Genomic DNA, 12,734 nt, shown 5'->3' on the forward strand with positions numbered 1-12,734 from the left:
CGGGGGGGGGGCCGGCGGCGCCGGCCATCCAAGGCTGGCCGAGCGGTAAAGGGCAAGACCATTGGCCCCCAGGGAAGTGGAGCCATTCAGGAGTAAACGAAAGGGCCGGCGAGCAATGTTCGCCGGCCCTTTTTCATAGCGGAGTATTTTCGTGCCCCAAAGGCGAATGCCAATGGGCGGGAACGGCCAAAAGGGGACGTTGAATCACTCCCTTCGACCATCTCCCCCGCTACTCTACGAGTTTTTCAAATAAAGGCCGTTGAAACTTTAAGGTCGCTCTTCGAATTGTTGCGGCGGTATCACTAAAGCGCCGATGAATCGACTTGGACAGATAGCTGGCATCCGTAATGCTTATTTCGGAGACACCACTTCGCATCCTTGATCCGTTACCACCAGCGATGATGAGCGCACTGAGTGCGCATATTGCGCACGAGTCTGAACTACCGCCTCGAAAACCAACATGCCCGATGCGGGGCATCGGGCCTGTCGCGGCCTATCGGCCTACCTGAACAGGTGTAAACCTATCTCAGGACTAGACACGGACGAGGCTAATGTAATCCCTTGTCATCGCGCATTCTTAGGTCCAACCGGCACGCCTGCGACAAGTTGTTCGCACGCTCGTATCGCCGCGTCATGGTGTGGCAAAAGGGCTTGTTCCGGAAGATTCACGACCGTGCCGATCCAGGGATCCTCGACTGCCGTGCGCCGCCCGGCAAGGGTTTCAACCACGGCGAGTCCACAGAACGGGCCCATGAGCGGGTCGTAGCCGCCCTCGTGTACGGCGGCAACTCGCGAATTGCACACTTCATCCGCCAGGTTCATCACGAGCGTCGTCAGTTCGCGATATGCCGCGGAGTGCAGGAGTTGGCGGCCAAAGGGGTCCATTGCAGCCGAGTCGAATCCGCTCGCGATCACGATGAGGTCCGGCTGGAAGCGGCGGATCGCAGGTACTACGACACGCTCGAACGCGCCCACGTATGCCCCTCGCCCCGACCCTGCGGGAAGAGGGATATTGAGGTTGGCGCCCACTCCTGGGCCCGTACCGCTGTCTCGTACCTTCCCGCGTCCGATTGGGTAGAGGTCGTCCTGATGGAGGGAGATCGTCAACACCGACGGGTCGTCGTAAAAAAGGGTCTCGGTCCCGTTGCCGTGATGAACATCCCAGTCGATGACCGCGACGCGTGCCACCGCTCCCGTTTGCTGAAGATGGCGGATTCCAATCGCCGTGTTGTGGAATATGCAGTACCCCATTCCCTGTCCGGCAATCGCATGGTGGCCTGGCGGTCGTACGAGGGCGTAGGCGTTGGTCACAGTACCCGATACAACGGCATCGAACGTCGAGATAACAGCTCCTGCTGCGAGTCTGGCAATGTCCGCCGAGCCAGGTCCAACAGGAGTCTCACCATCGCCCGCATCGCTCCAGGCGGGGCCGGTCGGATTCAGGATCCGTTCGACATACTCCGGAGTGTGTACCCGCAGCAGGTCGGCCTCCGAGGCCGAGTTGAATGGTAGCGAAACAAGGTGTTGCTCAAGGCCGCTGCGCTTGACGAGGCTTGCGAAGCGTCGTTTGGTGTCGCCCTTCTCGGGATGGTCGATGGGTTCCTGCCACGGCAGGCTCCATGCCCGCGTATCGTGAGTGATAAACCTTTCGTCCCAAATCCAGCCGGTTGTCTTCATATTCATAGTTCGCTGACCTGTTTTTCCTTTTCCACCAGGCTGCGTTCGTAGCCCAGATCAAGGGTTCGAGATGTGAGGAGATAAAGCGCGCTGGCGACTAAAAGACCTACGAACATCGAGATGTCGATATCACCAATTTGGCGAGCTATCCATCCGGTGTAAGGCGCAGTGACAAAGAAAGGCACCATTGCCACCAGTGCTCCGATATAGGCGACATTTCCTTGCCATCCCCATCGTCCGTAAATGCCTGCGGGATTGAAGAGTTCGCGGATTGAGTAGCAACCCTTGCGAACGAAATAGAAGTCCACCAGGTTGATGGCCGTCCAGGGTGTGAACAGGTATGCCAGAAACACCAGGACGTTTCCGTAGAACACGTTGAACCGCTCTTCGCCGACCATTGCCGCGACAACCCACACGGACAGCGTCATCACGACGATAGTGATGGCTCGCATGGCCAACGACGGCCGGACCCGGCGGAAACAGTCCACGATCGAGATGAGGGTCAGGCTGCCGCCATACGCATTGAGTGCCATCACCACCAGGAGGCCGATGAACAGCAGTGCGACTGCGATTCGGCCGCCGCCTGCGAACAGGGTGTCGCCACCCTGCGCTATCGCGATGATGACCGTGGCACCTGGAGTCGCCGCCGCGAGCAACGAGCCCAGGCCGATCACCCAAAGCGCGGAAATCGCCGAAGGTATATAGGTCCACAGGAACGACGCCCGTGTGGAGACGGTGGGGGCGAGGTAGCGGGAGTAGTCCGATACATAAGGCGCCCAGCCAAGCTGGAAGCCCGCCACGATGACGAAGGTCGTCGCGAAGGCGTGCCATTCAATGGTGCCCGGAGTGAACGCGCCCTCGGGAACTCCACCCCGTGCCACCGCAGCGAAGGTGAGTATCACGATCGTCAAACCCAGCGGTACGACCAGGAATCGGTTGACCCGGTGGATCCATCGGTAGCCATACAGCGCCAAGGTGCCGGCGAACAGTACCGCGATCGGGAACCCCCAGGAGGTTGGAATCCCGAGGAGGAAGTGCAGACTCGATCCTGCAAGGATCGCGTCTGCGACGTTGTAGTTGAAGTAGTTCACGAGGGCGAAGACCCACACCGTGATCGCGGCCCCGAAGAATCCGAACTGCGCTCGGGACTGAACCAACTGGGGAAGGCCCAGATGGGGTCCCTGCGAGGAATGCAGAGCCATGAAGAGGGTTCCGAACAGTGAGCCGCACACGGTCGCGACCAGAGTCCAGAAGAGTGAACCACCAAGCGCTAGCGTTGTAACGCCAGTAGCCATAGCTGTCAGGTTGATGTTTGCAACTATCCAGACCGCACCGAGATGTCGCACCGTGCCGTGACGCTCAGACACGGGTACGAAATCTACAGAGCGCCGTTCCGCACCATCGGATCGGCCCTGCGCAATCGCAGGACTCACCGAGGCACTTTGCCCGTTAGATGTCATTCCCATTTTCTTGTTTTCCTGGTTGAGATTGATCGGGGTTGCATCATTGATGCTTCATTCATCGAGCTATCTGTGTGGCCTCCATTGCAGGTCAATCGCGGTACAACGTTTAGCGCCTCTACAGCCACAAGGGACACGCGACCTCGGTAGTCATGGAGGAAAAGCTCAGGGCGTCGGGATGAACCCGGGAAAGGTTCGACCGGCTCTCCATGGCACCTGATCGATGCGTTCAAAATCGTCGAGGCATTTCACTTCTGCTCATCCAAGGGTTGAAGCGACGGCCCTCGGTCCGGCAACGCGTTGACTCAACCCGCTGCCATCGGCAGGGAGGCTCCCTTGGCATTGGCCAGCAGGGCGGCCGCTAACCGATGGCGCTCGCTGGCGTAATCGCGGGTGATGCTTTGACTGCGTTGCCGGGTGGCCCATTGCGGATCCGCCAGGAGCTGGGCCCCTTGTGCCTCCGGCAGGTGACGGCCACGGATCAGGTCGGACAGCCGCTCGGCCAGCATCAGGGTTGGGGCCTGCAAGTCGCCGGCGGTGGCAGCAGGCATCAGAGAGGCGTCCACCACCCGTAGCGCCTCGACGCCGCGCACCCGGCCGTCGGGGAAGGTCACCGCAGCCTCGTCGCTGCCCATACGGCAAGTGCCGCAGGGATGGTAGGCGCTTTCGAGCTTCTGCTTGAGAAAGGCATCTATGGAGGCATCGTCCTGAACTGCCGCGCCCGGAGCCAGTTCCCGGCCCCGATAGGGGGCGAAGGCTGGTTGGGCGAAGATCTCCCGCGTCAGGCGCACGCAGGCCCGGAACTCCGTCCAGTCATCGGCATGGGTCATGTAGTTGAAGCGCACCCGCGGCAGGCTCTCCGGACGGGCGTCGCGCAGCCTGACCCAGCCACGGCTCTTCGAACGTTTGGTACCGACATGCACCTGGAAACCATGCCCTTCGGCGAGTGTCTGCCCGTCATAAGAGATGGCCAGCGGCAGGAAGTGAAATTGGATGTCTGGATAAACGATGCCTGCCCGGCTGCGAATATGTCCGCCGCTCTCGAAGTGGTTGGTCGCACCGAGCCCGCGTCGAGTGGCAAGCCACTCGATACCGATCTTGGCCTTGCCAAGAAGGCTCTGGGTGGGAAACAGGCTGACCGGCTGGGTGCACTCCATTTGTAGGTAGAGCTCCATATGATCCATTAGGTTCTCGCCCACTTCGGGGGCGTCGTAGATCACCGGAATGCCATGCTGCGCGAGCTCCTGCGCCGGCCCGACGCCTGAGCGCTTGAGGATCACCGGGGACATGATGGCCCCGGCCGATAGGATGACCTCCCGCGTGGCCATAGCCCGGGCAGGCCTGCCCGCTACCGAGAACAAGACTCCCGTCGCCCGTCGGCCATCGAACATCACCCGGTCAACCAGCCCGCCCTTGATTACACGCACGTTGCCCCGGGCGATGGCAGGTCGCAGATAGGCGCGAGCAGCGCTCATGCGGCGTCCGTCGCCAATGTTCATTTCCATCGGCCCGAAGCCTTCGTGCTGCCGACTGTTCATGTTGTCACTCAAGGCGTAGCCGGCCTCGTTGCCGGCTTTGACGAAGGCCCGATAGAGTGGATTGGTCTCTGGCCCGCGCTTGATGCGCATCGGACCATTGGTCCCGCGCAGGGGGCCACCACCCTCGACGTTCTCCATGCGCAGGAAGTAAGGAAGCACGTTCGACCAGCGCCAGCCATCGGCCCCCAGCGCCTCCCATAACTCGTAATCCATGGGGTTGCCGCGAACCCAGCACATGCCGTTGATCGACGAGGAGCCCCCCAGCCCCTTGCCACGGGGCAGGTTCACTTGCCGACCACCCAAGCCAGGTTCCGGCTCGGTCTTCATGCCCCAGTTGAAACGCTTGGTGTTCATCGGGATCGACAGCGCGGCTGGCATCGCCACGATGACCGAGGCATCGCTGCCACCCGCCTCGATCACCAGTATTCGCATGTCAGGGTCTTCGCCAAGGCGATTGGCCAGCACGCAGCCGGCGGCCCCGGCACCTACGATGATGTAGTCATAGTGCCCCTCGTCTTGCGGGCTGGATAATGATGTTTTCTCAGGGGTCGACATGGTACTGATTCCCACAGACGTAAGGCTGGAGGCAGACCCATTTGCCCCGCGCGGCAATGTCCGCGCCAGGTTCGGGGTCCGGGTTGGGTTGGGTTGGATGGGGAAGTTTGCTCAGTGCGGGCGTTGCGATGTCCGGGTCAGGCTTGGCTGATTGGGTGGACTCCTCTGACTCGCACCCGCACCTAGGCTGGCTAGCCGACAATCACATAGAACTTCAGCATCGGCACTGGTTGGCGCCATACGCCACGAAAGCCCTTGGGCACCAGAAAGGAATCACCTTGGGTATAGGTTTCGCAGAAGCCGTCTGTCTCAAGCGTGACCTCGCCCTCCAGTACCACCATGAACTCATCGGCCGGATAGCTCTCGTAGTGCTCGGTATAGGGCTCGCAGCGCCAGATACCCGATTTCACCGGCGGTTCGCTGCGGCTGAAGTAAGCATGGTCCAGGCCCATCGGCCGACCTTCGATCAGCTCGGCATGTTCAAGGGCTTCGTTCGGCAATTCCTTCCAGCCAGTCGGGCCAGTCGAAGAAAAACGAATCGGTAGAAGCATGATGAAACCTCGGGCTTGCGCGTTGGGATTGACGCCTAAGCTAGAGTCGGGCTCCCATACGAACAAGTGACAAGATTTCAGGCTGAGTCACTTCAGGTTACGGAGCGCCTTCTTGAGAAAACACCAGTCCCTGACCGCGCTTCGCGCCTTTGAGGCCGTCGCCCGACTCAACAGCATTTCGTCCGCTGCGGAGGAGCTGCATGTAACGCGGCCGGCAGTGTCAAAGCAGGTAGCGCAGCTGGAGAGCGACATGGGCTGCCCCCTGCTCCTGCGTACGGGCAATGTGATCCGCCTGACGCCGGCCGGCAGCGAGTTGTTTCTGGCGCTGCAGCAAGCCTTCGAGCTGATCCAGCTGACCACCGACACCATCAGCCGCCGAGCGCGGCAGGGCGAGCATCTGAGAGTGCTCGTGTGTCGTGACTTCGCGTCGAGCTGGCTGGCCGGCCAGGTAGGGAAATTCCTGGTTGCCAACCCCGGCATCTCCGTGGAGATCACCGCCGAAAAAAACGGTAGTTTCCGCCTCGATGAGGATTTCGACTTCCGTATTTTCTATGGCATGCAGGGTGCCCGGGCCGGTGGAGGACTGGAAGAAACCGAACTGTGCCGTTGGATCGACCTGCTGGTCTGCACCCGCGACTTTGCAGACACCTATTTGGGTGAGGGCCGCAAGCCTTGCAATGCGCCTTACCTGATCGACGCCAATTACGATGTCTGGGACGAGTGGTGCGCCCTGACCGGGCTCGATCCCGGCGGCCCTCGACGCCAGCAGACCATGTTCAACGAAACCACCCTGTGCCTGTCCGTCGCTGCATCAGGTGGCGGTCTGACCATCGGCGACAGCTTCCTTGCACTACCCGCTATCCGAGCAGGCGAGCTGATCGTCCCCTACCCACTTGGGCTAGTCAGTGCGCAGAACTACAGCCTATTCAAACCCAGAGCAAGGCAGAGCTCACCTGCGAGCCAAAAGTTCGAAACTTGGCTACGCGGTGCGATAGATACTTACCAAGTGGCTGTGCGGCAAGCGCTCACGGAAAAAGGCATTCAAGTAGTGGAGCGCAGCGACGCTATCACCACTAAAGATTCTTGCTTCTAGCCATTGATGAAATGCTGCTTCGGGTAAAGATCTGACCGTCCACGAGTGACCGCTCCTGGCCGATTGTGTCGAGAAAATCCCTCAGTGATTTCTGCCTGCGAAAGTAGGCCGCTGACATTGAAATCTGAAGCAGTCTTCCCGCTCCCGATCTGCTTCAGATTTCGCGTAGCAACGCCAAGACCCTGCGTTTTTTGAACGCTTGAAAGGCGGTTCCAGCAAAAACCGCCTTTTTCAACAGAATCGGCCAATATCGGAGCCGCGAATTGATGAGTCCGCGGGCCCCGATAGCGATCCCTTGCTCGATCGAAGCGCTTCAGCACACCGCCGTCGCCCGCGCGGTGAAATCCTGGGCAGTCAGCCGCTGAGGCAGCTGGTTGCATGCGTAGTTCACTTGCTACCTATCAGTAACTGAAGTCATGCCCCAGTTGCTGCTGCATCCAGTCAAGGAATCGTCTCACCCTCGGCAGCTCCGAGTGAGTGCGAGGGAAAACCAGATGGTGGGCGCTGACGGGACTGCGCAACGCCTCACCGAATACCGGGACCAGACGCCCTTGACTGACATAGTCCTGGGACAGCATCGAGCTTTCCAGGGCATAGCCATACCCGTGGCTTGCGGCTTCCAGGCTCATGTATGAGCGGTCGAAACTCAGCGCATAGGGAGCCTCCGGCAGCGATATCCCATGCTGAGCGAACCATTGCGGCCACTGCACCAGTGCCGCCTCGGAGAGAATCAGGTTCTGCCCCAGGAGCTCTTGTGGTTCGCGGATGGGCGCTCGCGCAAGCAACGCGGGCGATGCCAGCACCATCAGTTGCTCATGGCGGACGGTTCGCACTTCAAGGCTCGGCCAGTTCGGATAGCCGTGGCGGATATCCAAATCGATCTGATTGCGGCCGAAGTGCAACGATTCGTACGAGCAGGACAGGTTGATCTGGATATCGGGATGGCTGGCCCGGAACCGTTCCAGGCGTGGCAACAGCCACAGCAGGCCGAAACTCGGAGCCGAGTGCAGACGGAGATAGTCGGAGCTGACCTCGCTACCGGCGCGCTCCGTGGCAATCGCCAGGCTTTGCAGGACGCCAGACACGTCTCGTAGGTACTGCTCGCCCGCAGGCGTCAGTGTTACGCCTTTGGCCGTGCGCAGGAACAGCGGACGGCCAATGAGCGCCTCGAGGTTGGCGATCTGGTGACTCACCGCCGAAGGCGTCAGGTTGAGCTGCTCGGCCGCCCGGGCGACGTTACCGAACCGCGCTGCCTGTTCGAAGGCCTGAATCGCTTTGAGCGGTGGCAGCTGGATGGGCCTCTTGTCTGACTCGTGATGCATCTCGACTCCTGCATTTTCCGGGGCTTGGCGGTGGATTACGTACTTTGCCCACCTCGAACCGAGCCGCCCAGTGCTGAATTTTATTCAGCATAGGGTGAGGTTGGCTGCGTTGCCCGGCAGGGGTTGTGAAACGAATCTATGCCCATCGGTTCTCCGCGAACCGGCGTCCATAACAACAATCATCCGGAGCAGAACAATGCTACTCGCAGGCAAAATCGCAATCGTCACCGGGGCTGCCTCGGCCCGCGGCATCGGCCGCGCCACCGCCAGGAGCTTCGCCGAACAGGGTGCTCGCGTGGCCATCCTCGACCTGGACCTGGAGGCTGCCCGCCAGGCCGCCACCGAGTTGGGCGAAGGTCACCTGGGCCTGGCCGCCAACGTGGCCGACGAGGCTCAGGTGCGCGATGCCGTCGCCCAGGTCTTGGCCCACTACGGCCGTATCGACGTGCTGGTGAACAACGCCGGCATCACCCAGCCGGTGAAAACCCTGGAGATCACCGGGAAGGACTACGACCGCATCCTCGATGTGAACCTGCGTGGCACTCTGCTGATGTCCCAGGCGGTGATCCCGACCATGCGCGAGCAGAAGTCCGGCAGCATCATCTGCATGTCCTCGGTGTCCGCCCAGCGTGGCGGCGGCATCTTCGGCGGCCCGCATTACAGCGCCGCCAAAGCCGGTGTGCTCGGGTTGGGTAAGGCGATGGCACGCGAACTGGGAGCCGACAATATTCGCGTCAACTCAATCACGCCCGGCCTGATCCAGACTGACATCACGGGTGGGTTGATGCACGACGAGCGTCGCCACGCGATCATCGAGGGCATCCCCCTTGGCCGCCTGGGCGAAGCACGCGACGTGGCCAATGCCGCGCTGTTCCTGGCCAGCGACCTGTCCACCTACCTGACCGGCGTTACGCTGGATGTAAACGGTGGGATGCTGATCCACTGACGAGCCCTGCCTTCCGGCTCGCGATGTTCCGAATCTGAGCCCGGCGAGCGACTCCTCGTCCGCCGGGTCATATGAATAAAAACAAGAGATCAGATCAACATGACGACGATAGCCCTCGATGCGGCTTCGGCCGCACGCAGCAACGCCTACCGCAAGACGGCCTGGCGACTGATGCCATTTCTCATGCTGTGCTACCTCTGCGCCTACCTCGACCGGGTCAACGTCGGGTTCGCAAAGCTGCAGATGATGGACGACCTGGCCCTCAGCGAAGCCGTTTACGGCCTGGGTGCTGGCATGTTCTTCATCGGCTACTTCCTCTGCGAAGTACCCAGCAACATCATTCTCCACAAGGTCGGTGCACGGCGCTGGATCGCCCGCATCATGATCACCTGGGGCATCATCTCCGCGCTCTTCGCCTTCGTGGAGACGGCCTGGCAGTTCTATGTCCTGCGCTTCCTGCTCGGCGTCGCCGAAGCGGGACTGGCCCCCGGCCTGCTGCTCTACCTCACCTACTGGTTCCCCTCCTACCGCCGCGCCAAGATGACCGCCCTCTGGTTCATCGCCATTCCCCTCTCGGGCATGGTTGGCGGGCCGCTGTCCGGGTGGATCATGGAGCGCTTCGCCGGCGTGCACGGCTGGGCCGGCTGGCAATGGATGTTCGTGCTGGAGGCCATTCCCACGGTAGTGGTCGGCCTTTTGGTGCTGAGCTACCTCAAGGACGGCGTGAATCAGGCTACTTGGCTCAACGAGGACGAGAAGGCACTGGTCCGGAAGGAATTAGCCGAGGACGACAAGTACAAAGTGAACCATGCCTCGCCGGCCGCCTTCATCCGTGACCGCCGTCTGTGGCTGCTGGCCGGCATCTACTTCTGTGTGGTGATGGGGCAGTACGCGATCACCTTCTGGCTGCCGACCCTGGTGCGCAATGCCGGCGTGTCCGAACCGGTGCACATCGGCCTGCTGACTAGCCTGCCCTACCTCTGCGCCATTGCCGCGATGCTGCTGGCAGGCCGCAGCGGCGACAAGCACCAGGAACGTCGTTGGCATCTCGCGATACCGATGCTTGCCGGTGCCCTGGGGCTGAGCCTGGCCGCCGCGCTCGGCAGCAGCCTGAGCCTGTCGATCCTCAGTTTGTGCCTTGCGGCGGCGGGAATCCTGTCGGCCTCCTCACTGTTCTGGATGCTGCCCACCACCCTGCTCGGTGGCGTCTCGGCGGCCGCGGGAATCGCGGCAGTCAACAGTTTCGCCAACCTCGCCGGCTTCTGCTCGCCCTACCTGATCGGCTGGGTCACCACCACCCTCGGCAGCAATGCCATCGGCATGTACCTCATCACCGCCGTGCTGGTATTCGGAGCCATCCTGGTGTTCCGCGTACCGGCCAACCTGGTCAACCGTTGAGATCGAAGGAGTCCCGACGATGAGTTCCCCCACTGTTTCCACTGGCGCCCCCTCCCTGGCGGAGCGTGCCTACAACATCCGGCGCAATGCCCTGCGCATGGGCCAGGTCCAGGGCCAGGGCTATATCGGCCAGGCGCTGGGCGCCGCCGACCTGCTGGCCGTCTCCTATTTCCATGCGCTGCGCTACGACGCCGCCGACCCGGAATGGGAAGGCCGCGACCGCTTCTACCTGTCCATCGGGCACTACGCCATCGCGCTCTACGCGGCGCTGATCGAGGCGGGGATCGTGCCCGAGGAGGAACTGGAGACCTACGGTAGCGATGACAGCCGCCTGCCCATGTCCGGCATGGCCGCCTACACCCCGGGCATGGAAATCACCGGTGGTTCCCTGGGACATGGCCTGGGAATCGCCGTCGGCGCCTGCCTGGGCCTGAAGCGCAAGGGCTCGGACCGTTTCGTCTACAACCTGCTGTCCGATGGCGAACTGAACGAGGGCTCTACCTGGGAGGCCGCCATGTCCGCCTCGCACTGGAAGCTGGACAACCTGATCGCCATCGTCGACGTGAACAACCAGCAGGCCGATGGCTACTCCAGCGAAGTGCTGGCCTTCGAGCCCATTGTCGACCGCTGGCAGGCGTTCGGCTGGTTCGTCCAGCGGGTGGACGGCAACGACCTGGAGCAACTGGTGCGCGCCTTCGATGCCGCACGCCAGCACGATGGCGCGCAGCCCCGGGTGATCATCTGCGATACCCGCATGGGCAAGGGCGTGCCCTTCCTTGAAAACCGCGAGAAGACTCACTTCATCCGCGTCGACGAAAACGAATGGGACCTCGCCCTGGAAGTCCTTGAAGCCGGGAGCCGTCAATGAACACCGCCATCACCCCAAAGAAACGCCTGACTACCTCGGCGATGATCGCCTCGATCGCCGCAGAAGGTCAGCCCACCCGCTCTGCTCCCTTCGGCCATGCGCTGGCTGAACTGGCGCGTGAACGCACAGATATCGTCGGCTTGTCGGCGGACCTGTCCAAGTACACCGACCTGCACATCTTCGCCAAGGAGCATCCGCAGCGCTTCTACCAGATGGGCATGGCAGAACAACTGCTGATGAGCGCCGCCGCCGGCATGGCTCGCGAGGGCTTCACCCCTTTCGCCACCACCTATGCCGTATTCGCGTCGCGCCGTGCGTATGACTTCATCTGCATGGCCATCGCCGAAGAGAACCTCAACGTGAAGATCGTCTGCGGCCTGCCTGGGCTAACCACTGGCTATGGTCCCAGTCACCAGGCTACGGATGACCTGGCGATCTTCCGCGCCATGCCCAACCTGATGATCATCGACCCCTGCGACGCCCTGGAAATCGAGCAGGCCGTACCGGCCATCGCCGCCCACCAGGGCCCGGTCTACATGCGCCTGCTGCGTGGCAACGTGCCGCTGGTGCTGGACCGCTACGACTACAGGTTCCAGATCGGCAAGGCACAAACGCTGCGCGGGGGGCGCGACGTACTGATCATTTCCACCGGCCTGATGACCATGCGCGCCCTGGAAGCGGCCGAACAGCTACAGGCTGATGGCGTGGATGTTTCGGTACTGCACGTACCCACCATCAAGCCCCTGGACGAAGCCACCATCCTCGCCGAAGCCCGCAAGCCCGGAAGACTGGTGGTGGCGGCGGAAAACCATTCCATCGTCGGCGGACTGGGCGAAGCGGTGGCCGGAGTACTGATGCGCAATGGCGTGACACCCACGTTCCGCCAGATTGCCCTGCCCGATGCCTTCCTCGACGCTGGAGCCCTGCCCACCCTGCACGACCGCTATGGCATTTCAACCAACGCAGTGGCAAGCCAGATCAAGGGTTGGCTTTAGAGTTGAAGGCCCTCTTCACATTAAGAGGGCCATTCATTCAGCGGACGAATCGGGGGTACCCGGACAGGTCAACCACCAGGGAAATTAACGCCCGGCCGAGGACCGATCACCTACGAGACAAGGTGATCAGCGAAGCAGGCAAAAATCAGGCACGCCCTCGATTGCTTGCTTCAGCAGATGAAAAGAAATCATGCACGCGACTCTGCAAATAGCAGGCTAATGTCTCGCAGTAGCGGTCGGCATTGCCATCGCGTCACCCACCCGACGTGGCTTCCCCTTGCGCAATCAGCCAAACCCCACAGGCCAACTGCATTGCCGCTTCCGCGGGCCA

Annotated in this window: 10 protein-coding genes; 5 read left to right on the forward strand and 5 right to left on the reverse strand. The window is 61.6% G+C overall.

Annotated elements, in window-relative coordinates:
• Positions 1 to 564 precede the first annotated feature (564 nt).
• The 4 genes from AAHM40_RS21515 to AAHM40_RS21530 all read right to left on the reverse strand — a co-directional run bounded on the left by AAHM40_RS21515 (position 565) and on the right by AAHM40_RS21530 (position 5,781).
• Positions 565 to 1,683: a class II histone deacetylase gene (locus AAHM40_RS21515; RefSeq protein ID WP_342246463.1), complete on the reverse strand. Its 1,119-nt coding sequence runs from the start codon at positions 1,681 to 1,683 to the stop codon at positions 565 to 567.
• Positions 1,680 to 3,143 (reverse strand): purine-cytosine permease family protein, encoded by a 1,464-nt coding sequence (locus AAHM40_RS21520; protein WP_342246464.1) that lies wholly within the window; start codon positions 3,141 to 3,143, stop codon positions 1,680 to 1,682. Before AAHM40_RS21520 ends, AAHM40_RS21515 begins: the two co-directional genes overlap by 4 nt.
• Before the next feature lie 299 nt (positions 3,144 to 3,442).
• Entirely contained in the window at positions 3,443 to 5,230 is a 1,788-nt protein-coding gene (locus AAHM40_RS21525) for a choline dehydrogenase (RefSeq protein ID WP_342246465.1), read from the reverse strand.
• Positions 5,231 to 5,421: 191 nt separating this feature from the next.
• A complete protein-coding gene (locus AAHM40_RS21530) occupies positions 5,422 to 5,781 on the reverse strand; it encodes a cupin domain-containing protein (protein ID WP_342246466.1) in 360 nt (119 codons plus the stop codon).
• 112 nt (positions 5,782 to 5,893) lie between these two features.
• On the opposite strand from AAHM40_RS21530, the gene AAHM40_RS21535 reads away from it, so the two are divergent.
• On the forward strand, positions 5,894 to 6,874 hold the full coding sequence (locus tag AAHM40_RS21535) for a LysR family transcriptional regulator (RefSeq protein ID WP_342246467.1): 981 nt from the start codon (positions 5,894 to 5,896) through the stop codon (positions 6,872 to 6,874).
• A gap of 401 nt (positions 6,875 to 7,275) precedes the next feature.
• Here the strand turns inward: AAHM40_RS21535 and AAHM40_RS21540 are convergent, their stop codons facing one another.
• Complete coding sequence (locus AAHM40_RS21540) at positions 7,276 to 8,196, reverse strand: LysR substrate-binding domain-containing protein (protein ID WP_342246468.1); 921 nt, start codon at positions 8,194 to 8,196, stop codon at positions 7,276 to 7,278.
• Between the two features lie 196 nt (positions 8,197 to 8,392).
• Here AAHM40_RS21540 and AAHM40_RS21545 point away from each other — a divergent pair, with 196 nt between their 5' ends.
• From AAHM40_RS21545 to AAHM40_RS21560, 4 genes are all read left to right on the forward strand, one after another.
• Entirely contained in the window at positions 8,393 to 9,142 is a 750-nt protein-coding gene (locus AAHM40_RS21545) for an SDR family NAD(P)-dependent oxidoreductase (protein ID WP_342246469.1), read from the forward strand.
• 99 nt (positions 9,143 to 9,241) lie between these two features.
• Positions 9,242 to 10,540, forward strand: coding sequence for an MFS transporter (locus AAHM40_RS21550; RefSeq protein WP_342246470.1), 1,299 nt, complete (start codon positions 9,242 to 9,244; stop codon positions 10,538 to 10,540).
• A 19-nt stretch (positions 10,541 to 10,559) separates the two neighbouring features.
• Positions 10,560 to 11,408 (forward strand): transketolase, encoded by an 849-nt coding sequence (locus AAHM40_RS21555; protein ID WP_342246471.1) that lies wholly within the window; start codon positions 10,560 to 10,562, stop codon positions 11,406 to 11,408.
• Positions 11,405 to 12,403, forward strand: coding sequence for a transketolase family protein (locus AAHM40_RS21560; RefSeq protein ID WP_342246472.1), 999 nt, complete (start codon positions 11,405 to 11,407; stop codon positions 12,401 to 12,403). Before AAHM40_RS21555 ends, AAHM40_RS21560 begins: the two co-directional genes overlap by 4 nt.
• The last annotated feature ends 331 nt before the right edge of the window (positions 12,404 to 12,734 follow it).

Source organism: Pseudomonas sp. OTU5201, assembly GCF_038440135.1.
Lineage (GTDB): Bacteria > Pseudomonadota > Gammaproteobacteria > Pseudomonadales > Pseudomonadaceae > Metapseudomonas > Metapseudomonas resinovorans.